Origin of the sequence: Candidatus Sulfotelmatobacter sp. (assembly GCA_035504415.1) — a bacterium.
GTDB lineage: Bacteria > Vulcanimicrobiota > Vulcanimicrobiia > Vulcanimicrobiales > Vulcanimicrobiaceae > Vulcanimicrobium.
This window is the reverse complement of sequence record DATJRY010000006.1, coordinates 47,225-71,701: the sequence shown is the minus strand read 5'-3', so window position 1 is coordinate 71,701 and position 24,477 is coordinate 47,225. Positions and strand designations below refer to the sequence as shown.

24 protein-coding genes and 2 riboswitches are annotated in these 24,477 nt (G+C 72.1%); of the genes, 7 read left to right on the top strand and 17 right to left on the bottom strand.

All coding sequences use genetic code 11. The features are described from left to right. Positions 1 to 3: 3 nt before the first annotated feature. Positions 4 to 486 carry an NADH-quinone oxidoreductase subunit B family protein gene (locus VMD91_02770; GenBank protein ID HTW82975.1) on the bottom strand — a complete coding sequence of 161 codons (483 nt, stop codon included), beginning with the start codon at positions 484 to 486 and terminating at the stop codon, positions 4 to 6. Beyond that, positions 477 to 842 (bottom strand): NADH-quinone oxidoreductase subunit A, encoded by a 366-nt coding sequence (locus VMD91_02765; protein HTW82974.1) that lies wholly within the window; start codon positions 840 to 842, stop codon positions 477 to 479. Before VMD91_02765 ends, VMD91_02770 begins: the two co-directional genes overlap by 10 nt. A 66-nt stretch (positions 843 to 908) precedes the next feature. Here VMD91_02765 and VMD91_02760 point away from each other — a divergent pair, with 66 nt between their 5' ends. Together VMD91_02760 and VMD91_02755 are read left to right on the top strand one after the other, a co-directional pair. Beyond that, positions 909 to 1,229, top strand: coding sequence for a carboxypeptidase-like regulatory domain-containing protein (locus tag VMD91_02760; GenBank protein HTW82973.1), 321 nt, complete (start codon positions 909 to 911; stop codon positions 1,227 to 1,229). A 44-nt stretch (positions 1,230 to 1,273) separates the two neighbouring features. Continuing rightward, positions 1,274 to 2,308, top strand: coding sequence for a potassium channel family protein (locus tag VMD91_02755; GenBank protein HTW82972.1), 1,035 nt, complete (start codon positions 1,274 to 1,276; stop codon positions 2,306 to 2,308). On the opposite strand, the gene VMD91_02750 is transcribed toward VMD91_02755, so the two are convergent. The 7 genes from VMD91_02750 to VMD91_02720 all read right to left on the bottom strand — a co-directional run bounded on the left by VMD91_02750 (position 2,298) and on the right by VMD91_02720 (position 9,374). Further along, positions 2,298 to 3,470 (bottom strand): YbfB/YjiJ family MFS transporter, encoded by a 1,173-nt coding sequence (locus VMD91_02750; protein ID HTW82971.1) that lies wholly within the window; start codon positions 3,468 to 3,470, stop codon positions 2,298 to 2,300. The genes VMD91_02755 and VMD91_02750 overlap by 11 nt on opposite strands. 42 nt (positions 3,471 to 3,512) lie before the next feature. After that, positions 3,513 to 4,409 (bottom strand): hypothetical protein, encoded by an 897-nt coding sequence (locus tag VMD91_02745; protein HTW82970.1) that lies wholly within the window; start codon positions 4,407 to 4,409, stop codon positions 3,513 to 3,515. Then, complete coding sequence (locus VMD91_02740; GenBank protein ID HTW82969.1) at positions 4,406 to 5,950, bottom strand: hypothetical protein; 1,545 nt, start codon at positions 5,948 to 5,950, stop codon at positions 4,406 to 4,408. Before VMD91_02740 ends, VMD91_02745 begins: the two co-directional genes overlap by 4 nt. Positions 5,951 to 6,062: 112 nt before the next feature. Then, positions 6,063 to 6,830, bottom strand: coding sequence for a serine protease (locus tag VMD91_02735; protein ID HTW82968.1), 768 nt, complete (start codon positions 6,828 to 6,830; stop codon positions 6,063 to 6,065). Further along, a complete protein-coding gene (gene hflX / locus VMD91_02730; GenBank protein HTW82967.1) occupies positions 6,827 to 7,975 on the bottom strand; it encodes a GTPase HflX in 1,149 nt (382 codons plus the stop codon). Before hflX ends, VMD91_02735 begins: the two co-directional genes overlap by 4 nt. After that, entirely contained in the window at positions 7,939 to 8,775 is an 837-nt protein-coding gene (locus VMD91_02725) for a helical backbone metal receptor (GenBank protein HTW82966.1), read from the bottom strand. The genes hflX and VMD91_02725 overlap by 37 nt, the downstream gene beginning before the upstream one ends. Before the next feature lie 17 nt (positions 8,776 to 8,792). Continuing rightward, a complete protein-coding gene (locus VMD91_02720; protein ID HTW82965.1) occupies positions 8,793 to 9,374 on the bottom strand; it encodes a bifunctional adenosylcobinamide kinase/adenosylcobinamide-phosphate guanylyltransferase in 582 nt (193 codons plus the stop codon). Positions 9,375 to 9,398: 24 nt separating this feature from the next. Continuing rightward, a riboswitch (cobalamin riboswitch) is annotated at positions 9,399 to 9,587 on the top strand. Between the two features lie 22 nt (positions 9,588 to 9,609). On the opposite strand from VMD91_02720, the gene VMD91_02715 reads away from it, so the two are divergent. Genes VMD91_02715 through VMD91_02700 form a run of 4 tightly spaced genes read left to right on the top strand, consistent with a single transcriptional unit; the run spans position 9,610 to position 14,557 of the window. Further along, positions 9,610 to 11,529 (top strand): TonB-dependent receptor, encoded by a 1,920-nt coding sequence (locus tag VMD91_02715; GenBank protein HTW82964.1) that lies wholly within the window; start codon positions 9,610 to 9,612, stop codon positions 11,527 to 11,529. Positions 11,530 to 11,585: 56 nt separating this feature from the next. Then, on the top strand, positions 11,586 to 12,188 hold the full coding sequence (locus VMD91_02710; GenBank protein HTW82963.1) for a helix-turn-helix transcriptional regulator: 603 nt from the start codon (positions 11,586 to 11,588) through the stop codon (positions 12,186 to 12,188). A 44-nt stretch (positions 12,189 to 12,232) separates the two neighbouring features. After that, the gene (locus VMD91_02705; GenBank protein HTW82962.1) at positions 12,233 to 13,783 is read left to right on the top strand and encodes a pepsin/retropepsin-like aspartic protease family protein; all 1,551 of its coding nucleotides are present in this window, start codon (positions 12,233 to 12,235) and stop codon (positions 13,781 to 13,783) included. Positions 13,784 to 13,834: 51 nt separating this feature from the next. Further along, positions 13,835 to 14,557 (top strand): FecR family protein, encoded by a 723-nt coding sequence (locus VMD91_02700; protein HTW82961.1) that lies wholly within the window; start codon positions 13,835 to 13,837, stop codon positions 14,555 to 14,557. 3 nt (positions 14,558 to 14,560) lie between these two features. On the opposite strand, the gene VMD91_02695 is transcribed toward VMD91_02700, so the two are convergent. The 8 genes from VMD91_02695 to VMD91_02660 all read right to left on the bottom strand — a co-directional run bounded on the left by VMD91_02695 (position 14,561) and on the right by VMD91_02660 (position 22,736). Next, positions 14,561 to 15,175 carry a cob(I)yrinic acid a,c-diamide adenosyltransferase gene (locus tag VMD91_02695; GenBank protein HTW82960.1) on the bottom strand — a complete coding sequence of 205 codons (615 nt, stop codon included), beginning with the start codon at positions 15,173 to 15,175 and terminating at the stop codon, positions 14,561 to 14,563. Then, a complete protein-coding gene (locus VMD91_02690) occupies positions 15,172 to 16,272 on the bottom strand; it encodes an aminotransferase class I/II-fold pyridoxal phosphate-dependent enzyme (GenBank protein ID HTW82959.1) in 1,101 nt (366 codons plus the stop codon). The genes VMD91_02695 and VMD91_02690 overlap by 4 nt, the downstream gene beginning before the upstream one ends. Next, positions 16,269 to 17,180: an adenosylcobinamide-phosphate synthase CbiB gene (gene cbiB, locus VMD91_02685; protein ID HTW82958.1), complete on the bottom strand. Its 912-nt coding sequence runs from the start codon at positions 17,178 to 17,180 to the stop codon at positions 16,269 to 16,271. The genes VMD91_02690 and cbiB overlap by 4 nt, the downstream gene beginning before the upstream one ends. Then, positions 17,177 to 18,721: a cobyric acid synthase gene (locus tag VMD91_02680; protein HTW82957.1), complete on the bottom strand. Its 1,545-nt coding sequence runs from the start codon at positions 18,719 to 18,721 to the stop codon at positions 17,177 to 17,179. Before VMD91_02680 ends, cbiB begins: the two co-directional genes overlap by 4 nt. Continuing rightward, the gene (locus VMD91_02675) at positions 18,718 to 19,503 is read right to left on the bottom strand and encodes an ABC transporter ATP-binding protein (protein ID HTW82956.1); all 786 of its coding nucleotides are present in this window, start codon (positions 19,501 to 19,503) and stop codon (positions 18,718 to 18,720) included. The genes VMD91_02680 and VMD91_02675 overlap by 4 nt, the downstream gene beginning before the upstream one ends. Next, the gene (locus tag VMD91_02670) at positions 19,500 to 20,492 is read right to left on the bottom strand and encodes an iron ABC transporter permease (protein ID HTW82955.1); all 993 of its coding nucleotides are present in this window, start codon (positions 20,490 to 20,492) and stop codon (positions 19,500 to 19,502) included. Before VMD91_02670 ends, VMD91_02675 begins: the two co-directional genes overlap by 4 nt. Continuing rightward, complete coding sequence (locus VMD91_02665) at positions 20,489 to 21,253, bottom strand: helical backbone metal receptor (GenBank protein ID HTW82954.1); 765 nt, start codon at positions 21,251 to 21,253, stop codon at positions 20,489 to 20,491. Before VMD91_02665 ends, VMD91_02670 begins: the two co-directional genes overlap by 4 nt. A gap of 55 nt (positions 21,254 to 21,308) precedes the next feature. Further along, a riboswitch (cobalamin riboswitch) is annotated at positions 21,309 to 21,433 on the bottom strand. Between the two features lie 67 nt (positions 21,434 to 21,500). Continuing rightward, a complete protein-coding gene (locus VMD91_02660; protein ID HTW82953.1) occupies positions 21,501 to 22,736 on the bottom strand; it encodes an outer membrane beta-barrel protein in 1,236 nt (411 codons plus the stop codon). Positions 22,737 to 22,986: 250 nt separating this feature from the next. Between VMD91_02660 and glnA the strand changes: the two genes are divergently transcribed. Continuing rightward, complete coding sequence (gene glnA / locus VMD91_02655) at positions 22,987 to 24,471, top strand: type I glutamate--ammonia ligase (protein ID HTW82952.1); 1,485 nt, start codon at positions 22,987 to 22,989, stop codon at positions 24,469 to 24,471. Positions 24,472 to 24,477 lie beyond the last annotated feature (6 nt).

Genomic DNA, 24,477 nt, shown 5'->3' with positions numbered 1-24,477 from the left:
CGGTTACGCTCGCGCCAGGATGCCGCCGCGGCCACCTTGCTTGATCTGCTGTTGGATCAAGTTGACCGCGTAGAGCAGGCCGTCGGGCGTGGGCGGGCAGCCGGGGACGTAGACGTCGACCGGGATGACGGTGTCGACGCCTTGGATGATCGCGTAGTTGTCGAAGACGCCGCCGCTCGAGGCGCAGGCGCCCATCGAGATCACCCACTTGGGGTCGGCCATCTGGTCGTAGAGACGCTTCACGATCGGGCCCATCTTCTTGGAAACCCGGCCGGAGACGATCATCAGGTCGGCCTGGCGCGGCGAGGCCCGGAAGACTTCCGAGCCCAAGCGCGCGATGTCGTACTCGGGCGCGGTCGCGGTCATCATCTCGATCGCGCAGCAGGCCAAGCCCATGGTGAGCGGCCAGACGCTGGAGGATTGCGCCCAGCGAGCGACCGAGTCGACGGTGGTGAGAAGAAAATCTCCGCCGCTACCTAGCGCCATTGGAAACCGCCTCGCTTCCAGACGTAGGCGTACCCGATGGCCAGGACGATCACGAAGCTCACCATCTCGGCCAACCCGAACACCCGCAGCGCGTGCATCTGCACCGCCCACGGATAGAACGAGGCCGCCTCGACGTCGAAGACGACGAACAGCATGGCGATGACGTAGAATCGAACAGGGAAGCGGCCGGAGACGTCGGACGTCGGCTCGACGCCGCACTCGTACGCTTCGGACTTCACCGGGTTCGGTTTGCGGCGGCCGAGCAGGCCGGGCAGGAGACAGAACGCCAGGGCGGCGAGGAACGCCAGCGCCAGGTAGATCGCGACGGGTCCATACCCGATTCCAGAGGGAGACACGACCTGACCATATACACGAAGTTCACGCGCGTCGCCTCCGTCCTCGGTCTCGGAGCCGCGGTCGTCTTGTTGGGCGCGAAAGGGTGTGACAACCCCAACGGCCAGGGTGTCACCGACACCGGCACGGTGGTCGGTCGCATCGTCGAAGCAAACGACCCGACCTTGCCCGTCCCGGCGGCGCAGGTCACCATCGGCTTGCGCACGATCCGCATCTCGCCGGCCGACAAAGGCGGGTTCCGCCTGCTCGACGTGCCGACCGGCACACAGACGATCGAGATCAGCTCGCCCGGCTATCAGTCCTACTCGGCACAAGTCGTCGTACACAAGGACCAGGTCAGTGACGTGGGTCCGATCGGACTCGCGTCGGTGACCGGCGTTCCGCACTGACCGCGCTCGACGTCCTGGCGGGACTCGCCGGCCTCGCGATCGTCGTGATCTCGGTCGGCGACCTGTTCCTGTCGGTCATCGTGCCGCGCGCCATCGGCGGTCGCTACCGTCCGAGCACGCGCATCTCGCGCCTGGGCTGGCGGACGTGGCGCGCGGTCGCGCTGCGCATCAACGACCCCGAACGGCGTGAGGACGTGCTCGGAATGTTCGCGCCCGCACTGCTGGTCTCGCTGCTGGTCGTGTGGGTCGCGCTCGAGATCCTCGGCTTCGGCCTGGTGTTCTGGGCGTTGCGCGCGCAGATCCATCCCCATCCCGATCTCCCCAGCGCGATCTACTACGCGGGCACCTCGCTGCTGACGATCGGCTACGGCGACTTCGCCCCGATGATGATTCCGACGCGCCTCTTCTCGCTGATCGCCGGCGCCGCGGGGCTGGGCACGTTCGCGATCGTGACGACCTTCCTGTTCCAAACCTTCGCGGCGTTCCAGCGCCGCGAGTCGTTCATCGTCTCGATCTCCGAGCGCACGGGAGCGCCGCCCAGCGGCCTCGAGTTCGTGCTGCGCCACGTCAAGCTCGGGCTGCTCGACGACGTCTCGCCGATCTTGCGCGAGGCGCAGCACTGGATCGCCGAAGTCCTCGAGACGCACCTGGCGTACCCGTCGCTGACGTACTTTCGTTCCAGTCACGACGACGAGTCCTGGATCGGCACGCTGGGCGCGATCCTCGACGCCTCGACGCTGCTCATCACCACGCTCGACATCGACAACTACGGTCAAGCCGTCATCACGCTGCGGCTGGGCACGCACCTGGTGCGCGACTTCACCGGCTTCTTCCGCCTCGATACGACGCAGGCCGTCGGCGTCGAGCCGCCCGAGTTCGAAGCCGCCTACAACGAGCTCCGCGAGGCGGGCGCGCCGCTGCAGCCGCTGGAAAAAGCGTGGCCGGCCTTCGCCGAGCGCCGCGCCACGTACGCGCCGCAGCTCGACACGCTGGCCCGCTGGTGGCGCATCCCGCCCGCGCGCTGGATCGGCGACCGCTCGCGCCCGCGCCTGCACATCAACGTCGGCATCACACACTAGCCGCGGCGCGCCGGGCGCGGGTGACGATCGGCCACGCCGCGAGCGCGCCGGCGAAGAAGATCGCGGCGCTGAAGACGATCGCGCCGGCGAGACCGGACGCGTCGGCGATGACGCCGCCCACCGGCGCGCCCAGAGTCTGGCCGACCGCGAACGAGGTCGTGATGACGCTCAGCGCGCGCACGTATTCGTTCGCGCCGGCGTAGCGGCGCGTCAGCGCCGAGGTCTGCGCCGGTCCGCCGACGGAGCTGCTGCCGACGAGCACGGCGCTGACGATCGCGCCGACCAGTCCGCCCCATACCAGCGAGAGCGCGCCGACGCCGCCCAGCGCCATGCACAGCGCGAGGGTCGCACCGCGCCGCGAACGGTCGAGCGCGCGGCCCCACAGATCGGACCCGACCGCGGACGCGCAGCCCAGCAGCACCCACGCGATCGCCAGCGCGAGGGCGCTCGCCAGCAGCGCGTGCGCGTAGGCCGGCGCATAGGTGAAATAGCTGGCGAAGGCGAGCCCGAAGAGCGTGTACTGCGCGGCCAGGATCACCAGCGCGACGCGATCGCTGCGCGTGCTGGCGGCCGTCGCTTGCGTGACCGTTCGCTCCGGCAGCGCGCGGTGCAAGCCGACGATCCCGATCGCGGCGACGACGGCCATCGCGACCCAGATGACGCGCCAGCCGCCGGCGTGCGCCGCCGCGATCGGCAGCACCGCCCCCGAGAGCGCGATCCCGACGCCCCCTCCGCCCCACAAGATCCCCGACGCGCGGCCACGCAGCGCGGGCGGCACGACCGAGAGCGCGAGCCCGATCGTCAGCATGGTCGCGACGCCTTGCGCCAGCCCGTTGACGAAGCGCGCCGCCGCGAGGCTGCGCAGCTCCGGCGCCAGACCCGACGCCGCCAGCGTGAGCGCGATGAAGACGAGCGCGACGGTGTTGACGCGCCGGCGCTGCCAGGCCGGCGGAACGAACATCATCGCGATCAGCGCGACCAGGTAGCCGGCGAAGTTCGCCGCCGCGACCAGACCGTAGAGCGAGTACGTCCCCGGAAAGTCGTGCTTGACGAACGGGAGCAACAGCCCGAACGAGACGCGCGAGAACCCCACCAGCCCGACGAACGTCCAGGCCGACCACCACACCGCGCTGGGCAGGCCGAGCGGCCCCGATCTCCTCATGGTCGTCTTGGACCCGTCGATCCGCGAGGAGGCTGCGGTCGCTCAGAGATACTGCATGCCGTTCAGCTGCACCAAACACTTGCGGCGCGCGTCGAGGACGTAGAGCGAACCGCGGTAGCTGCGGACCGCCCCGCCCAGCCGGCGCACGATCGAGACCGCGACCAAACCCTTGAGCGCGTAGACCTCGTCGTCCGTCGAGAAGTATAACACGCCCGGCGCGGCGGCGATCGAGCGCACGCGCACGGCGGACGGGAGCCGAATGACGACTTGCAGGTGCGCGTCGTGCCATCGGTAGATGGCGTGCATGGTCGCGAAGTAGAGCGACCCCGCGACGTCGGTGACCGCGGTGACCGGTTCGTCGACCTCGACCAGGCTGCGGACGGTACCGTCGGCGCTGATCTCGACGACGCGGTGCGCGAACGTCCCGTCGAGTGCCGCCGAGCCGTACAGGTAGACGCGCCGCCGGTCGACGGAGCCGGCGATGCGGCTGATCGGCGCACCGGCCGGGAACGGCAGCAGCGACTGCACCGCGCCGCCGCGATAGCCGGACAGGCTCGACGCGGTCAACAGCAGCAGCGCGTCGCTGCCGTCGACCGCCACGCCGCGCAGCCCCGCGACGTGCGCGAGCGGGACCGCCAGGACGGCGCGCTCGGTCGGCACCAGCGCGAACACGGTGCCGGCGTCGGCAAAGACGACGCGCCCGCCGCCGTCGATGTCGAAGTCGTCGGACGGCGCGGTGCCCAGCCGGTCGAAGTCGGCCGGCGTGAGGATGCGGCGCAGCGTGATCTGGCCGGGCCGTCCGGCGAGCGAGAACGCGACGTTCGCCACGCCGCCATCGGGCGGCGGCGGGTGCGGCGTTCGCGCGCTGTGCCACCACGCGAACGACAGCACGGTCACGCCGACGGCGAGCCAGGGCCAGAGCGCCCACCGCGCGCTCACAGGCCTCTTCCGTCGAACACACGTCCCGCGATCGTCGGATGGCTGCTGAGCTGGATCAACACCCCGCAGGTGGGGCTGCTCGCGCAGGTGGGGGAATGCCGCTCGCTCGACGCGCCCCACCGATCTCCGAGGACGCGGCTCTGCTGGACCGGCGTCGAGGAGGTCGTGCCCGGCGCGGCGGTTTCCGTGACCGCGGGCGTCGACGCCGCGGCCGCCGTCGCGACCGGCGCGGCGGCGACGGCGACCGGTGCGGCGACGGCGAGCGGTGCCCCCGCGGCGACCGGCGCGACTTGCACGACTTGAACCGACGGCGCGTTGCGCACCACCTCGGGCGCGTAGACGACGGAATGGATCGGGGCGCTTTCCCACGGTGCCCTCTCGTACGCGACGACCGACGAGTCGACGCACGCGCCGTGCAGGTACTGGTGCAGCTCGACCGGCGTCCCGTCGCGGTTGAACACCCATGAGACGGCGTACTTGGTGATCTTGTCCTCGAGCAGCTCGGCCACGAACTTCTGCGCGGCGTCGAGCCCGTCGAACTCGCGCCAGGCATGGCGCGAGAGCGCGTCCTTCACGCTGCGCGCGGCCTTGAGATCTTCCGGCAGGATCTCTTCCGGGTTGACGTACTTCTCGCCCGGGATGAACGGGAGCGCGAGCCCGACCAGATTCTCGGCCACCCCTTGCGCGAGCATCGTGCGCTCGTGCATGACGATCTCGGGAGACGAGGTGACCGCGGCGCGCATGAACTGCCACGTCTCGCCCTTGGGCAGCGCGGCATTCTCTTGGACCAAGTGGGCGCGAATCGCGTCACGATACTGCGCGCGGTAGCGTTCGTACTCCGGCGAGCCTTTCGGGTAGCGCCGCTCCGCCGCGAAGAAGCGCTGCAGGTCGGCGCTCTCCTTGCGCATGACGAGCAGGTGCGCGGTGAGATCGTCGCTCGCCGCGTCGACGCCGTACGCGGCCGTCTCGCGAGCGACGTCGGCCATATTGTAGATCAGCGTGAGCTCGTCGACGCCCGGCAGCTCCGAGATCGTCCCGATCCCGGTCATCGCCAGCGTTTCCGCGACGTCGCCGACTCGCAGCGCCGGTCGCGTCGCCTCGGACGCGGATGCGCTCGCCTCGGTGCTGTCGCTGGGCGCGCCGGTGCACGGCGGGTAGTTCGGGAAGTCGCCGGTGTCGTAGCCGAGGGTCGGCGGCTCGGGCACGGTCGTCGGCGGGGCCAGCGGGACGCTCTGGCCGCCCGGCGTCGGAGCGGTCGTCGGCGCCGGCGTTTGGTCGAGATTGCTTTCGTCGTCGTCCGCGCGGTGCTGCAGGTCGTCGACGCTCCGGGCCGCGGCCGCCGGGTCCTGCGCGGCCTGCGCCTCGACCGCGCGCGCCGAGCTCTGCAAGCTCTGCACCTCGCGCTGCAACGGTGCGGCGGCCGGCAACGCCGGCGTACTCTGGATCTTCAGCTCCAGGTTGTTGATCTGCAGGTCGAGGCGCTCGATACGCACCGGGAGCGGCTCCGGCTCGGGGCCGACCGCCAGCGCCGCCGTGGCCAAGGCCGCGCCGATGCCGCAAACCAAGACACAGCATCGCACCATACCCACACCGCCTCTCGGCGCGACCGGTACCGTCGTGACCGGAGTATAGCAGGTTATGCGGTGCGCCGCGTCAGCGGCGGCGGGCCTCGACGACGCGCGGGTGGGCGGCGAGGAAGCGCGTCGCCTCGTCGATCGGCGTGGCGAAGCCGATCGCGCGCTCTTCCTCGAAGCGCGACTCGGCGATGCCGATGACGACGCCGTTGGACTCGTCGAAGACGGGGCCGCCGCTCTCGCCGGGGATGATCGGAACGTCGAGCTCGAGCGAGCCCTTGCGCACGCTGGCGACGCGGCCGGTGTAGAGCGAGACGGTGCGGCCGAGCTTCTCGTCCTCGAACGCATCCGGGATCGGGTAGCCCAGCACGCCGATCGGCGTGCCGGGTTCGACGCTCGTGCTCGCGCCGAGCGCGGCCACCGGCCGGTTCCGAATCGGGACGTCGACGATAGCGAGGTCCTCGTCCTCGCCGGTGGTCGCGACGACCTTGGCGTGCGCGCGCGGGCCGTCGCCGACGATCGCGACCAGATCGCGCGCGTCGGCGACGACGTGCGCGTCGGTCAGGATGCGCGAACCCCACGCGCCGCTCTCGACCACGACGCCGCTGCCGTAGGCCTCGTCCCACTGGCCCTTGCGTTTCGGGTCGTCGGCCGGGATCTTCATGGTGAACAGCACGACGGCGGGGTGCAGCTTCTCGTAGAGCTGGACGAAGCGATCCTTCGACGCGACGGCGGGCGGCGCGGAGGTCGCCGTGCCCGCGCCGCTCGTCGCGGCGTGCGCGCACGCGGTCCCGGCGAGGGCGCAGAGCGCGAGCGCGGTCAGCCGCGCGGCGCGACGCGCGCTCATGACAGCCGCTCCGCGATCGCGGCGCGCAAGGCCTCGATCCCCTCGCCGCTGGCGGCGCTGACCTCGATCGCATCGGCCGGCAACGCGGCCCGCGCCGCCGCGTCGAGCCGGTCGACCTTGTTGAAGACGTCGATCACCGGTTTCTCGTCGAGACCGAGCTCGCGCAAGATCGACTCGACCGAGGCCTTCTGTCGCGGCCAGTCGGGGTTCGCGGCGTCGTGCACGTGCAGCAGCAGGTCGGCCGCGTCGAGCTCTTCGAGGGTGGCGCGGAAGGCGTTGACCAGCTCGTGCGGCAGCGCGGTGATGAAGCCGACCGTGTCGGCCAGCCGCACGTTGACGCCCGGCGCGATGTAGGCGCGCCGCAGCGTCGGGTCGAGCGTCGCGAACGGCTGGTCGGCGACGAAGGCGCGGTCGCGCTCGGCGCTTCCCGCCAAGCGGTTGAGCAGCGAGGACTTCCCGACGTTGGTGTAGCCGACCAGCGCCACGAACGGATCGCCGCCGCGCCCGCTGCGCCGCGTCTCGCGTTGGCGCCGCACGTCGTCGAGCTGACGCTCGAGCAGCGTCACCCGCTGCGCGATCCGGCGACGGTCGGTCTCGAGCTTCGTTTCGCCGGGGCCGCGCGTGCCGACGCCGCCGCCCAGCCGCGAGAGCGCGGCGCCGGCGCCGATCAAGTTCGACTGGCGATAGCGCAGCTGCGCCAGCTCGACCTGCAGCTGCCCTTCGCGCGAACGCGCGTGCTGGGCGAAGATGTCCAGGATCAGCATCGTGCGGTCGACGATCGGCAACGGCACCACCTTCTCGAGGTTGGTGCGCTGGCGCGGCCGCAGGTCGTTGAAGACGAACAGCACGTCTGCTTTCAGCTCCTCGGCGCGCTCGGCGATCTCGCGGGCCTTGCCGCTGCCGACCAGCGTCGCCGGATCGACGTGCGGCAGCTTCTGCACGACCTCGCCGACGATCTGCGCGCCGGCCGCGTCGGCGAGCGCCTCGAACTCGGCCAGCTCCGGCGCCAGCGGACGCTGCGGGTCCTGCAGGTCGACCGCGACCACCAGCGCGCGCTGAGCCTGCGGCCCGGTCGGATAGAGCCGCCGGTGCTCGTCGCGCATGTCGGTCACGTCGGCACCGCGCGCAGCGTCGCGATCAGCCACGCCAAGCCCTCGTTGTAGCGCGGCCCGGGCCGTTCGAGCAGCGCCGCGTCGGCGAGCGTGTAGACGTGCCCGTCGCGCACCGCGCGCAAGTCGCTCCACGGCGCTCGGCCGCGCACGCTCGCGAAACCGACCGCGCCGTCGACGATCAGCGCGTCGGGCTGCGCGACGACCAGCGCTTCGTCGCTGTAGGGCGCGTAGGCCGCGTGCAGGTCGGCGGCGTTGCGCCCGCCGGCCATCGCGATCAGCGTCGCGATGTAGGACCCGCTCCCGACGGTGAAGGTCGGATCGACGCCGAGCACCATGAACACGCGCGGAGCGTGCGCGCGACGCGGCACACTCCGCACCAGGGACACGGTTCGGGCGCGCAGCGCGGCGATCACGCGAGCGGCGCGGGCCGGTTCGGCGACCAGCGCGCCCAGGGCGTGCAGGTCGGCGAAGATGCTGGCGTAGTCGTCGTCGGGCAGCAGCACCACGCGCACGCCGGCGCGCTGCACGTCGGCGACCATGGCGCGCTGCGCCGCGATCCCGACGACCAGGTCGGGGTGCAGCGCCAACAGCCGTTCGGCGGCGACCGACGAGAACGACGCGACGACCGGGATGCGCCGGGCCGCCGGCGGGAAGTCGCTGTAGGCGGACACGCCGACGACACGGTCGAGCACGCCCAGCGCGCCCAGGTCTTCGGTCAGCGAGGGAGCGAGCGAGACGATGCGCTGTGCGCCCGCCACGGCAGGCGCCGGCCGCGCGCCGGCCAGAACGGTCGACACGAGCAACAGCACGGCGGCGAGAACGCGCGAGGGCACCCTTCGGTCTTCGGCAGTTACGGTGCGTCCACCGGCCTGCCGATCGCGCGCAGGTCGACGGCGAAGCCGGCCACGACCAATTCGACCCGTTCGGCCCGTTGGGCCAGCGCGCGCACCAGCCGACCTTGAGCGTCACGAAACAGGCGGCCGAGCCGCGTTGCCGGGACGATACCCCACCCGGTCTCTTCGGCCACGACGATGACGTCGGCCCGCGCGTGCGCCGCCGCGTCGACGAGCGCGGCGCCGCGCGCGTCGAGCGTGGCCAACGCGGCGACCGCATCGGCCTCGGCCCCGGCGCCCAGCGCCAGCAGCTCGGAGGACAGCCACGTGCCGAGCGCATCGACGAGGATGCACGTCTGCGCATCGCTGCCGCGCAGCAGCTCGATCAGCGCGGGCGCGCCGGGCGTCGCGGTTTCGACCAGCGTCCAGTCCGCCGGCCGTTCACGGCGATGGCGCGCGACGCGGTCGACCATCTCGGCGTCGGCCGGATCGACCGCGGCCGTGGCGGCGACGACGACGCGCTTGCCGCTCGCGCGCGCCAGCGCGAGCGCACGCGCGGTCTTTCCCGAGCGAACCGGTCCCAGCACGAGCGTCGTCATCCGGCGCGCGCTTCGGCGTCGCGAAGAGGTCTCCGTCCTCGGCGTGCGAAGCTCACGCCGTTCGCGTGCGCGGGAAGCCGGTGAGAATCCGGCACGGTCGCGCCACTGTCAGCGGGGAGCCCGCACGCGCCACGGCCGAGAGGCTGGAAGGCGCGTGCACGATGGGTGACGAGCCGCGAAGTCAGGATACCGACGCGCGGGCCACTGTACTCCACCTCGCGATAAGGTCGGTGTCTTGTCTCCATCCGTTCGCGCCGGCGTCAGCGCCGCGCTCCTGGGCGCCGCGTGCGCTCTCGCTCCCGCCGCGCCCGCCCGGGCCGCGGCCCCGTCTCCCGTACCGTCGGCCTCGCCGACCCCACCGCCGTCGATCGGCGCCGTCGTCACCAGCGACCGGCGTCCGGAGTCGCTCGCGACGACGACGCGTCCGACGTTCGTCGTCGACCGCGCGACGATCGACGCGTTCGGCGACCGCACCGTCGGCGACGCGCTGGGTAACGTGCCCGGCGTCGACCTCTTCTCGTACGGGCCGTTCGGCGCGCAGGTCAACTATGGCATCCGCGGCACGACCTCCGAGCAGACGCTGATCCTGCAAGACGGCATTCCGATCATCGCCGGCACCAGCGGCAGCGTCGACGTCGGCTCGCTCTCGACGATCGGGATCTCGCGCATCGAGGTGGTCGAGAGCGGCGCCTCGACGCTGTACGGCACCAGCGCGACCGGCGGCGTCGTCAACGTGATCAGCGACGCCCAGCCGCAGTCCTATTTCCGTCTCGCGGACGGCAGCTTGGGTGACCGCGACCTCGCCGCCGCGTTCGGCACCGGCGGCTTGCTGGTCTCGTTCGAGCGCCACGTCGCCGACAACGTCTACGACTACCCGGCCTTCGCGTACGCCGGCGGCAACGCGACGCCGGCCGGAACGCGCACCAACGCCGACGCGCAGCAGAGCGCGGTGCGGCTCTCGTACCTCGCGCAGCTCGGCGCCGGCTGGACGGCGCGGCTGACGGCCGACGACACGGCGACGAACATCGGCGTTCCGGGCTCGCTCAGCTTCCTCTCGCCCGATGCGCGTCAGGGCTTGCAACGCGAGGACGGCCAGCTCGACATCGCGCACACCGCCGGCCCGAGCACGCTGAGCCTCTCGCTGAGCGGAAGCACGCAGCTGCTCGACTACGACTACGGCCTGGGCCAGGGCGCGCAAGACACCGACGACGCGCGCACGCAAGCCTCGCTGCGCTATACCACGAGCGGCGCGCGCACCGACCTGGTGGCCGGGCTCGACGTCGCGCGCGAGAGCGCGGTGCTGACCTTCCCCGGCGAACCCATCGAAGCGCCCGAGCCGGCCGTCGGGGCGAGCGCCGCGCAAGCCGCCGCCTACGCGCAAGTGGGCTACGACGCCACCGGCGCGCTGCGACTGGTGGCGGGGCTGCGCGCCGAGCACGACGCTCCCAACGGCAGCGTCGCGGCGCCGTCGTTCGGCGCGAAGCTGGCACTGGGCGCCGCGCGGCTGAGCGCCAACGTCGGCGAGGCGTACCGCGTTCCGACGCTCGACGAGCTGTACTATCCCGGCTACGCCAACCCGTCGCTGCTGCCGGAGAAGCTGACCGACTACGACGCCACGCTGGCGTTCCCGGCGTTGGCGAACCTGAGCCTGGGCTACTTCGGACGCGACGGCTCGAACCTGATCGTCGACAATCCGACGACCTTCGTTCCCTTCAACGCCTCGCGCGCGTCCGTCAACGGGCTGCAGCTGAACGCGGCGACGCCCGCGTTCGGCCACCTGCGGCTGACGGCGGGCGTCACCGACGTCTACCGCGCGCTCGACACGAGCACCGGCTTGCGCCTGCCGAACACGCCGCCGATCATCGCGACGGTGGGGCTCGAGCGTCCGTTCGACGGCGGAGCGCTGGCCTACGGGGCGCGCGTGCGGGTCGTCGGCCAGACCGCGGACGTGCCGAATTACAACGCGACGAACGCGGCGCCGTACGCCGACCCGTTCGACGCCTATACCAGCGCCGACGCGTACGTGCGCTACCGGCTGGCGCGCACGGCCGTCCTGACCGCGCGCGTCCGCGACCTCGCCAATGCGCGCTACGCGCCGATCTTCGGCTACCCGGCCCCGGGGCGGACGTTCGAGCTGGAGCTGGCGACCCGCTAGCGATGCCCGGCGCCCGGCGAAACTCGCCGGGCGCCGCCGCGTATCAACCGGAGAGCATGGCCGATCGCCCACGTACCTTCACGACCGAGCACGCCGCGAGAAGCACGCTGCGCTACCATCACCACGGGATCGCGTTCGCGACGATCGTCCTCGAAGGCGCTTACACCGAGGTGCGCGACGGCGTGCCGCGCGTCTGTCCGGCGGGCACGGTCGTCCTGCACGATCCGCACGAAGAGCACGCCGACTACTTCACCCGCGCGACGCGCTGTCTCAACGTCGAGTTCGACGAGGTCGCGCTGCGTCGCGCGCGCGCGCTCCGCGAGCCGCACGGTGCGGCGGCGCTGCCGGGGTGGCTGCGGCACACGCTCGACGCGTTCGAGTGGGCCGGGCCGGCGCCGCTGCGCGATGCGGCGCGGATGGCCGGGCTCCACCAAACGCACTTCTGCCGCGAGTTCCGGCGTGTGCTCGGCACGACGCCCGGCGCGTTCCGCCGCCGGGCGCGGCTGGACCGCGCCTCGGCCTTGCTGGTAGCCTCGGACGCCTCGCTGGCCGGCATCGCGCAGGCCTGCGGGTTCAGCGACCAGAGCCACCTGACGCGCACCTTTGCCGGCACGCTCGGCTTGGCGCCGGCGGCGTACCGCCGGGCGTTCGCGCGCTAAAGATCTTCTAGATCGACCACCGCGCGGGCGGCTAGAGTGAGCGCATGGCCCTCGCTCCGCCGCCGCTCCCCGCTTGCGCCGCCGTCACGCTCGCCCACGTGCGCGCGGCGAGCGGCGACCATTGGAACGCGATCGCGCAACTGACCGCGCGCGGCCGCGCGACGGTGTCCGGCCTGCACGGCACGGCCCGCTTCGACGACGACCTGCGCGACGGACGGACGGCTCGCCGCTTCTCGATCGCGGTCATGGGCCCGTCGGCCGAGATCGACGACGGCCGGCACTGGTGGTCGCAGGACGTTTCGGGCGGCGTCCACGCCTACGACGCCTGGTTCCCGCGCCGACGCGCGATCACCATGGAATATCTGACCCGGCGCGCCTATCTCGATCCGCAGCCGGCGGCGCGCATCACCTGCGCGGGCACGCGGATCGAGGACGGCCGCGCGGTGACGGTCCTGCGGATCGTGCCGCCGGGCGGCACGCCCGCCGAGCTGGCCGTCGACGCGCGTACGTTCTTACCCGCCAGCGTTTCGGAACGGCTGCCCACGACGACCGCGGTGACGCGCTACAACGACTATCGCACCGTCGGCGACGTCGTCCTGCCGTTCACCATCGCGGCGGGGACGCTGCACGAGCCCGAGGACGGCTACGTCTTCGACGTGAGCCGCTACACCGTGCGGCCGAGCGTGCACGCGTCCGATTTCACGCGCCCCCGTCCGACGGGCGCGCCGGTGATGCTCGGCGGCGCGCGGACGGCCTCGGTGCCGATGGTGCTCGACGGCGCGGTGATGATGGTGTGGGCGTCGATCGACGGCCACCCGCCGATGCTCTTCATCCTCGACACCGGCGGCCACGCGATCCTCACCACGCAGACGGCGACGGCCCTCGGGCTGCGGCCGGCCGGCGCCGGCGTGACCGGCGGTTCGGGCGCCGGGACGATCGCGGTGCAGTACGCACGCGTGCGCTCGATCCGCCTGGGCGCGGCCGAGCTGCGCGATCAGCCGATGCTCGTCATCCCCTATCCGCCCGCGTTCTCCGACCGCGGCCGCGGGAGAGCGCCGATCGCCGGCATCCTCGGCCTGGAGGTCTTCGAACGGTTCGCGACGCGCCTCGACTTCCACGCACGCCGGGTGACGCTCACCCCGCTCGACGCGTTCGCGCACCGCGGATCCGGCAGCGCCGTTCCGATCAGGTTCCAGGAGGACATGCCGTTGACCGAAGCGTCCGCCGACGGACACCGCGGGCTGTTCGGCGTCGACACGGGCAACGGCGGCGTGCTGCTCTTGTTCGGCGACTTCTTACGTCGCACGGGAATGTTCGCGCGCTATCCGGCCGGGCGGGTGGTGATCGGGCACGGCACCGGCGGCGAGAACACGGCGCGCATCGAGCGCTTGCGCCGCTTCGCGCTCGGCGGCCGCACCATCGACGGCATGCCGTGCGCGTTCACCGACATGAAGAGCGGCGCGCTCTCGTCCTGGACGGAGGCGGGAAACCTGGGCGTGTTCGTGCTCTCGTACTTCACGCCGACGTTCGACTACGCGAACGGAACGCTCTACCTCGACCCCGGCAGCGCGCCGATCGGGCTGCGCCGGCGCTAGACGTCGGCCGGCGCCGCAGGGGACGAGTGCGAGCGGCAGAAGCGGACCAGCGTGGGACGGACGCCGCTGCTGGTGATGTGCGCGTTGCTCGTCGCCCTACCGGCCGTTCAGGCGCAAGCGGCAGCAGGCGACAAGGAGCTGGCGCGCGTGCGCGGGACGGTCGAATATCAGCTTGCGGACGAGCCGTTCCGGCCGATCGCCGGGAGTCTCGTCGTCCCGGACGACGCGCTCGCGGTGACGCTGGCCGACTCCCGAGCGCTGCTGCGGCTGCCGGACTCCTCGACCGTCGACATCGGCGCGCGGGCACGGGTCCGCGTCGGCGCCTTCAACGCGCTCGCGAGTGAGAAGCCGACGACGTTGACGGTCGAGCTGGGCGCGATCCATTTCACGATCCGGCACCCCGCCGGCGCGCACGCGAACTACGTGTTCGTGACGCCGACGGCGCAGGTCGCGGTGCGCGGCACCGAAGGCTACTTGGTCGCCGGACCGCGCGGGACCGACTTCTACTGCGCCGACTGCACCGCCGGCGACGTCACCGTGCAGGTCGGGCCGACGGCGTACACGCTCACGACCGGCCAGCAGATCATCGTCGTCGGGAGCGACGCCGCGACGGCCAATGTGACCGTCGTCAAGGCGCCCTGCGTGAACCCGGCCGCGATCGCGATCAGCGCCGGCAAGCTCGGCCGCAACGTGCCGCCGGAGCGGCAAGTCGACACGACCGACTCGCTGAGCGCCGATCCGCTGCTCGCACCGGCGCCGTCACCGCGGCCGTGACGTTCACCAGGCGCGCGACCAGGGCGGCCCGGGATGTGCATCGTCGCGCAAGCGCGCGTCGATCCCGGCCCGCGCTTCGACGACGCGGGCCGCGATCCACAGCACGTCGCTGAGCCGGTTGAGGTATTCGAGCACCGTCGGCTGCACGGCGCCGCCGCCGGTCACGTAGCGAACCGTCGCGCGTTCGGCGCGGCGTGCCATCGCGCGGGCGACGTCGAGCGCGGCCGAGCCGCGGTACTCGCCCGGAATCGACCAGTCGCGCAACACGTTCGGCTCCGCTTCCCAGCGCGCCACGAGCGCGTCCAGCCGCGCCACCATCGCCTTGGTGATCTCCGGGATCGGCTTCTTCGCGTCGGGCTTGGTCGAGATGGCGGAACCGACCGCGAACAGCTCGCGTTGGATCGTGCGCAGCGCCGCCGTCACCTCGGCATCCTCGCACAGCGTGCGCGCGAGACCGATCATCGTGTTCACTTCGTCGATGGCGCCGTACGCTTCGACCCGCGCCTCGGCTTTCGACACGCGGCCACCGCCACCGAGGCTGGTTTCGCCGGCGTCGCCGCGCCGGGTCGAGATCGAGGCCTGCGTGCGCCGTCCGCGCGGGCCGGGTGTCTCGCTCATGCTGGATGCCTCCGGTCGGTCGCGCGCTCGAGCGCGGCGACGAGCTGCGCGTTCTCGAACCCCGCGCGCACCGCGACGCGGAGGTAGGCCGACTCGAGTGCCGGCTCGCCGGGGAACGCGCGCACGACGATCCCCTCCTCGCGTACCAACCGCGCCCGCAGCGCGATCGCGTCGGACGCGACCGCCGAGACGTCGAGCAGCAGAAAATTCGCCGCGGACGGGAGCACGCGCACGCCGACCCGCGTGAGCGCCGCGACCAGCGGCTCGCGCGCGGCGGCGTTCTCGCGCCGCGTCCGGTGCGCGTACGCTTCGTCGGCCAGCGCGGCCCGCGCCGCGGCCTGCTCGACGCTGCCGGTCGGCCACGACGGGAACGCATCGCGCAGCCGTGGCGCGAGCGCCGGCGACGCCGACGCGTACCCGATGCGCAGGCCGGGAATCGCGTAGAACTTGGTGAGCGAGCGCAGCACGACCACCGGCAGCTCCGGGTCGAGCTCGCCCACGATCGACTCGCCCGGCACGTAGTCGACGAACGCCTCGTCGACGATCGCCGCGCAGCCCTGCTGCGCCAGCTCGGCGACCAGCGCCAGCATCGCCGGCCGCGGCAGCAGCGCGCCCGACGGGTTGTGCGGGTTCGCCAGCACGCACAGATCGGCGCCCGACTCGTGCACCGCGACCAGCAGCCGCACCAGGTCGAGCGCGAAGTCGTCCGCCGCGCGCAGCTCGACCGGGACGATCGCGATGCCGGCGGCGCCCAGCGCGCGCGCGTATTCGCTGAACGCCGGCACCGGCAAGACGCAGCGCCGCGCGCCGAGCGCGCGCACCGCGGCGTCGAGCAGCGCGGCGCCGCCGTTTCCGACCACGACCCGGTCGGCCGCCACGCCGAGCGCGCGCGCCGCCACCTCGACCAGCGCGGCGGCGCGCGGATCGGGATAGCGCGAAAGGCGGCGCGGATCGGCCAGCACCGCGCGCAGCACGTCGAGCACGCCCGCCGGCGGACCCAGCGGGTTCACGTTCGCGCTGAAGTCGAGCAGCGCGGCGGGATCGCGCCCGAACTCGCGCGCGACGGCGGTCAGATCGCCACCGTGATACGCGCTCATCGCGCGCTCGCCAGCGTCAGCGCGACGACCGCCGCCGTCGCACGGCGCACCAGACGCCGGCCGCGCGCGAGATCGCCGAGTCGCGGCGGCGCGAAGGTGGGTCCGAGCACGGCACGGTCGGCACGAACGCCGTCGTACCACGCCCGTCCCCCCAGCCGGACCGCGAGCGCGCCGGCCAGCGCGGCTTCCGGCCAACCGCCGTTCGGGCTGGCGTGCGCCGGCGCGTCGCACAGCGCGGTCGCGACCGCACGGCGGCGCGCGACGCGTCCGCGCGCGGCGAGCGCGACGGCCAACGCGGCGATCCGCGCCGGCACCGCGTTGGCGAGATCGTCGGCCCGCGCCGCGACGCGGCCGAACCAGGTGTAGGGCGGCTCGCGGTGGCCGATCATCGAGTCGAGCGTGCTGATCGCCTTGAAGGCCAACGCGCCGCCGAGGCCGCCGACCCGCAGCCAGAACAGCGGCGCGACGACGCCGTCGCAGAAGCTCTCGGCCAAGCTCTCGAGCGCCGCCGCCACGACGCCGCTCGCGTCGAGGTCGTCGACGTCGCGGCCGACGATGGCGGCCAGCGCGCACCGGGCGGCGTCCAGGTCGGCCCGTTCGAGCGCGTGCTGCACCGCCGCGACCGCGTCATCGAGGCTGCGCATGGCCAGCGTCGAGGCGCCGAGCACCACCGCGAGGGTGCGCGAACGCCGCTCCACCAACCGGCCGGCGAGCGCCGCCGTCCCGGCCAGCGCGATCGTCAGCAGCGCACCTTGGGCCAACGCGCGCGCCGGCGATGCCGCCCGCGCGCGGCGGCGGTCGGCGAAGGCGATCGCGGCGCCGAAGGCGCGCACCGGATGCGGCCAGCCGGGCGGGTCGCCCAGCGCGAGGTCGAGCGCGCACGCCACGGCCAGATCGCGCCGCCTCACACGCGCGTCCCGACGCCGGCGATGCGCGCCAGCAGCGGGACGTCGAGCGCCTCCCGGACGATGGACGCCAGCCGATCGTAGCGCGTCTCGCGCTGCTCCCGCCATGGCACCAGCGTACGCGGCGGCGCGAGCCCGGCCTGCGCGCGCAACGCGCGCAGCGCGGCGTGGCGGAACGCGTCGTCGTCGAACAGCCCGTGCACGTAGGTGCCGGCGACCACGCCCGCCAGCGCGCCGTCTTCGTGCTCGCCGTCCGCGCCGTCGCGGTGCAGCAGCGCGAACGGCGCACCGCCCGCGCGACGCGAGACGCCGACGTGGATCTCGTAGCCGGTGAACGCAGGGACGTCGACCGGCTGACCGAACAGCACGCCGGCCGCCATGCGCCCGTGCACGCGCACGGTTGTCTTGCGCGCCGCCAGGGTCGTCGTCAGCGGCAGCAAGCCCAGCCCGTCGGCGGAGCCGCCGCGCTCGACGCCGTGCGGATCGTCGAGCCGGTCCCCGAGCATCTGCATCCCGCCGCAGATGCCGATCGCGGCGCGCCCGCGCGCGACGTGCGCGCGCAGCGCCTCGCCGAACCCGCGCGCACGCAGCCACGCCAGATCGCGCGCCGTCTCCTTGCTGCCCGGCAGCACGACGAGATCGGCGCCGTCGAGCTCGCCGGGCGTCGCGACGCGGCGCACGACGACCGACGGTTCGGCGGCCAACGCGTCGACGTCGGTCGCGTTGGCGAAGAACGGCAGATCCAGCACGGCGATCCGCAAGCGGCGCGCCGGTCCGTCCTCGGCGGGCCAGCGTGGCGGCGTCGGCGGCACCACATAGCCGTCTTCCTCGTCGATGCCGAGCGCGTCGATCCACGGCACGACCCCGGCGCACGGGATGCCGAGGCGCTCTTCCATCGCGGTCAGCCCCGGCCGCAGCAAATCGAGATCTCCCCGGAATTTCGTCAGCGCGAAGGCGCGGATGCGCGCGCGCTCGGCCGGCTCGAGCAGCCCGAGCGTTCCGGCCAGCGCCGCGAACGCGCCGCCCCGATCGACGTCGGCCACCAGCAGGCACGGCACGTCGGCGGCTTGCGCCATTCGCATGTTCGCGACGTCGCGGTCCTTGAGGTTGATCTCGGCCGGCGAGCCCGCACCTTCGAGCACGATCAGCTCGCACCGCGCGGCCAGCCGTTCGTACGCGGCCACCACGCGCGGGAACAGCTCCGCGGTGCGGCGGCGATGGTAGTCCCACGCGTCGACGTCGTCCCAGATCGCGCCTTCGAGCACGACTTGCGAGCGCCGCTCGCCGGTCGGCTTGAGCAGGATCGGATTCATCTCGACCTCGGCCGGGCGCCGCGCCGCCTCCGCCTGCACCGCTTGCGCGCGACCGATCTCGCGGCCGTCCGGGGTCACCGCCGCGTTGAGCGACATGTTCTGCGCCTTGAACGGCGCGACGTCGACGCCGTCGTCGGCGAAGATGCGGCACAGCGCGGCCACCGTCACCGACTTGCCGACGTTCGACGCGGTGCCGAGCACCATCAGTCCGCGTGCGCGCGACGCGCTCACGTGCCCGCTCGCGCGCGCCGCGCCGGGGCCGCCACCAGCGTGCCGTCGCCGGTGCGCAGCACGGTGATCTCGGCGCCGTACGCGCGCGAGAGCAGTTCGTCGCGAAACACGTCGGCGACCGGACCGTCGGCGAGCACGGTGCCTTCGCCGATCAGCACGACGCGGTCGACGGCCGCACCGGCCAAGTTGAGGTCGTGCAGCACGACCGCGATCGCGGCGCCGTCGGCGGCGAGCCCGTGCAGCACGTCGAGCGTCGCGTAGGCGCCGGCCAGATCGAGGTGACTGGTCGGCTCGTCGAGCAGCAGCGTGGGCGCACCTTGCGCGAGCGCGGTCGCGATCCACACGCGCTGCCGCTCGCCGCTCGAGAGCGTCGCGATCGCACGCTCCGCGAACGCGACCAGGTCGACGCGCGCGAGGGCCTGCTCGACGATCGCCTCGTCGCGCTCGTCGCCGCTCCAGCGCCACCACGGCCGGTGCGCCAAGCGCCCCAGCGCGACGGCCTCGCGCACGGCGACGTCGTCGTCGGCGTGCTCTTCCGCCGCCACCAGGGCGACGCTGCGCGCGCGCGCCGCCGGACCCAGCGACCCGACCGGCCGGCCGTCGACCGCGACCGAGCCCGCTTGCGGCGCCAGCGCGCCGGCCAGCGCGCGCAGCAGCGTCGACTTGCCCGACCCGTTCGGCCCGACGATCGCGACCAGCTCCCCCGGCCGCAACGTCAGCGCGACGTCGCGCAGCACGACGCGATCGCGGTAGCCCAGCTGCAGCCCGCGCGCCTCGATCATGCCGTCCGCCGCCGGACGAAGCCGAGATAGAGGAACGCCGGCACGCCGACGACCGAGAGCAGCACGCCGATCGGGAGCTCTTGGTGCTGTGCGGCGGTGCGCGCGATGACGTCGGCGACGAGCACGACGATCGCGCCGGCCGGGATGCTGGCCGGCAGCGCCCAGCGCGTGTCCGAGCCGCACAGCCGGCGCACGACGTGCGGCACGATCAAGCCGACGTAGCCGACGATGCCGCTGACGCTGACCGCTGCCGCGACCAGCAACGAGGATGCGATCAGCACCAGCCAGCGCGTGCGGTCGAGATCGACGCCGAGCGCACGCGCGCGCACGTCGCCCAAGCGCAGCGCGTTGAGCGCCGGCACCGCGACGACCGCGAGCGCCAGACCGAGCGCCGCGTAGACCGCGGCCCAGCCCAGCTCGTGCCAGCCGTGGCCGGCCAGCGAGCCGCCCAGCCAGCTGATGATCTGGAGCGACGCCGTCGAGCTGGCCCACGCGATGATGACCAGCGTCGTCAAGCCCGCGAACAACGAGGAGACGGCGATGCCGGCCAAGATCAGCCGTTCCGGCGAGACGCCGCGCCCGCTGCGCGCCAACGCCGCGACGCCGAGCGTCGTCCCCAGCGCGGCGGCGAACGCGAACCCCGCGAAGAGCGGCTCGGGCGCGCCGAGCACGATCGCGATCGCGATCGTGAAGGCGGCGCCGGCGCTGCCGCCGGTCAAGTACGGATCGACCAGCCCGTTGCGCAGCATCCCTTGCAGCATCGTGCCGCTGACGGCCAGCGCACCGCCCACCAGCACCGCGATCAGCACGCGTGGAAAGCGCAGCGCCCACACGATCGTCGTGACGACGTCGCCCGCGTGCGGGTGGACGAGCGCGCCCCACACGTCGCCCGGCGCCAGCGCGACCGATCCGACCGCGATGCCGACCACCGCGCAGACGGCCAGCACGACGCACAGCGCGAGCAGGTTGGCCGTGCGACGAGCGTTCACCGCCACCGTGCGACACCCGCCACGAGATCGTCGAGCACGTCCGCGACACGCGGTCCCGGTCGCAACAGGTCGTCCTGCGGGATGCGCACGATCCGGCCGGCACGCACGGCGTCCAAGTGCGCCCACGGCTCGCCGACCAGCGGCGGGCCCGGCACCGGCAGGACGACGACGTCGGGCTGCGCGGCGACGAGCTGCTCGGCCGCGTACGTCAGCCACGGGCGGTGCACGTCGTGCGCGACGTTGTCGAGGTTCGCCAAGCCGAGCAGGTCGTCGACGTACGAGCCGCCGCCGGCCGTGCCCATCGAGCCCAGCGAGACGAAGACGCGCAGGCGCCGGCCGCGCGCCGCACGGGCGTGCGCCGCGCCGAGCCGCGCGCGAATCGCCGCGACCAGCCGCGCCGCGGCGACGCGGTGACCGGTGAGCGCGCCGAGCGTCCGGATCGCGCGCAGGTCGTCGCCGAGGTCGTCGAGCGGCAGCGCGACGGTGCGCAGACCGGCGCGCCGCACGTCGGCCAGCTGCGCCGCTTCGTACGGCACGCCGACGACCAGCCCCGGACGATGGGTCAGCACCGCCTCGGCATCGACGTCGCGCATGCCGCCGACGTGCGGCAGGCGCCGTGCCGCGGCCGGACGGTTCGAGAACACGTCGGTCGCGACGACCTGCGGCCCGGCACCGATCGCGAACAGATCTTCGGTCAGCGCGGGGGCGAGAGAGACGATGCGCAGGCTGGCCGCCGCCAGCAGCACGGGGACGAGGAGCAACGGACACCTACCCTGACGCGAGGCAGCGAGCCACGAACGAAACGCGAGCTCGCCCCGGTGTCCTGACTTGCGGATCGGCGCTTCGACGCCGGCGCCTTCCCGGTCACGCGGACCAGTGGCGGATCGGCAGCTCCCCGCTGACAGTGGCGCGACCGTCCCGGAATTGCACCGGGTTCCCGTCGCGAGCTGGCCGTCGAGGTTCGCCGCCCGGCACGGCGCTCCTCGACGGTCAATTCGCGCGAAGCCCCTAGAACTTGATGAGGACTTGCCCCGCCACGCTCTGCAGGTTGTTGGTCAGCAGTCCGCCGGGCGTCAGCCAGACGCCTTGGTTGGAGACGTCCGCGCGTCCCTCGAGCCGGAAGGTCAGCATCGACGCGCCCGGCGGCGTGTAGGAGAGCGTCACGGTGGTCTCCTTCCACTGCTGGTCGTAGCCGGTGCGATAGCCCTCCGCGTCGTTGAACGTCTCCGCGCGCAGCGCGGCCGAGAACGACGAGGTGAACGCGTACTCGGCGTACCCCGCGACGCCGTTCCAGGTGGCCAGGCCCGTGATCGGCACGCCGCCGCCGCTGGTCACCGGCAAGCCGGCGCCGTCGAGGATCGGGGCGTTGCCCTGCGAGCCGGTGTCGAAGTTCCCTTGCAGCGTGAGCTTGGGCGTCACGTGATACGTCGCCACGACGTCGATCAGCTGGCGCGACCCGGTGGGCTCGGCGGCATCGGTCGTCCAGGCGCTGTCGCTGACCCGTTCGGTGCCGAAGTAGCCGTTCACCGAGCCGGAGATCACCGCTCCGTTGTAAGCCGCCGACACCTCGGCGGTCGGACTCCCCAAACCGTTGCCCTTGAGGTTGTCCCAACCGTTGTTGGCACCGACGATGAACGTGAAGAGCGACGAGGGCGCGAAGGTGAGCCGCACCCCGGTGTGCGTGAACGGGACCGCGTAGCCGAACAAGATCGAGCGCGAGATGTTGACGTCGTTCGGATCCTCGATGACCTCGGCCCCGGCGAGCGTCTCGAACTTGCCGACCTGCAGCGTGAACAGTCCGCTCGTCGCGTCGACGTAGAGCTGCGTGACGTCGAACGAGTTGTTCGGCAACGTCGGGTACGAGGCGATGACGTTGGCGTTGCTGCCGGCGGTGACCTCGAGCTTGCCGCCGATCGGGCCGTTGCGCGTCACGGTGTAGTTCATGGCGTTGAGCATCAGCTCGTCGCTCTGCGTGTCGAAGACGCGCGAGAGGCCGCCGTTCGCGAAGTCGAACGCGGTGTGTGGGCCGCTGACGTTGCCAGTCGATGGTGAGTTGTACGACGCCGCGACGAAGCCCGCACCTTGCCACGTCGGCGTCGGCGTCGGCGACGGAGTGGGAACCGGACTGGCGCTGGCAGCCGGGGCCGCCGCGGCTGGACTGGGCGACGGGGCGGCCTGCTGCGCGATCGCAGGGATCGCCATCAGCGTGCACGCGGCGAGAAACGCCGCAGCCAGGATTTTCAAAACCCCTCCTCTACATTTGGATAAGCAGATAGACCACGGGAATGTGCCGCGGTCTATTCGCCGATTCTACGGTCCGCCGACCCCGCTGCCATTGGAGATTTGCTGTACGCTTGGCGTGCGCGGCACGACGTGTGGATGCAACCCTTTTGCAACTGGCCGGACGCCCGGCCCCCAGATAGAATCGGAGGCCTCGTATGCTGGACAAATGGCGAAACGCATCCCGTCGAATGGGCCGAACGGAGCGCCCCTGATGGGACGTTTTGACTTTCCTCCAGCCCACGAGCCGCGCGAGAAGCCGGCGGCCAAGAAACCCAAAGAGATCGTCGACTTCATCAAAGAGCACGGCATCAAGATGGTCGACATCAAATTCATCGACGTCCCGGGGATGTGGCAGCACACCACCGTGCCGGCCGAACAGATGGACGAGGCCGCGTTCGAGGCCGGCATCGGGTTCGACGGTTCGTCGATCCGCGGCTTCCAGGCGATCCACGAGTCGGACATGATCCTCAAGCCGGACGTCTCCACCGCCTGCGTCGACACGTTCCGCTCGGTCCCGACGCTCTCGGTGATCTGCGACGTCTACGATCCGGTCGCGAAGGGGCTCTACGCGAAGGACCCGCGCAACATCGCGCGCCGCGCCGAAGCGTATCTCAAGGAAACGGGGATCGCGGACGTGGCCTACTTCGGCCCGGAGGCGGAGTTCTTCATCCTCGACAACGTCGTGTACGAGAACAGCGGCAACCGTTCGGGCTACGAGATCGACTCGGTCGAGGGCCATTGGAACAGCGCCAACACCGACGGCCAGAACCTCGGCTACACGATCCGGCCGAAGGAAGGCTACTATCCGGTTTCACCGTCGGATACGCTGACCGACGTGCGCAGCGAGATGGCGCTGGTCCTCAAGGACTGGGGCATCGACGTCGAGATGCAGCATCACGAGGTCGGTACCGCCGGCCAGGCCGAGATCGACTTCCGATTCGGCGACCTGCTCACGACCGCCGACAACGTCATGGCGTTCAAGTACGTGGTCAAGAACGTCGCGCGCTCGCACGGCAAGACGGTCACCTTCATGCCCAAGCCACTCTTCGGCGACAACGGCTCGGGCATGCACGTCCACCAGTCGCTCTGGAAGGGCGGCAAGCCGCTGTTCTACGATGCGGCCGGTTACGCCGAGTGCAGCGAGCTGATGCTGTTCTACATCGGCGGCCTGCTCACGCACATCGACTCGCTGCTCGCGTTCTGTGCGCCGACGACCAACTCGTACAAGCGGCTGGTTCCGCACTACGAGGCGCCGGTGAACGTCGCGTTCTCGGCTCGCAACCGCTCCGCCGCCGTGCGCATCCCGATGTTCTTCCAGGGCAACCCGAAGGCCAAGCGTCTCGAGTTCCGTCCGCCCGATCCGAGCTCGAACCCGTACCTGGCCTTCTCGGCGCTGCTGTGCGCCGGCATCGACGGCATCAAGAAGAAGATCGACCCGACCAAGGCCGGCTTCGGACCGCTCGACACCAACATCTACGACCTCGACCCCGAGGCGGCCAAGGGGATCCGCAGCGTGCCGGGCTCGCTGCGCGAGTCGCTCGACGCGCTCAAGAACGACCACGAGTACCTGACGACGGGCGGCGTGTTCACCGAGGAGTTCATCCAGGAATGGATCGACTACAAGGTCGAGCGCGAGCTCAAGCCGGTCGAGATCCGGCCCCACCCCTACGAGTTCTTCCTCTACTACGACGTCTAGTGGCTT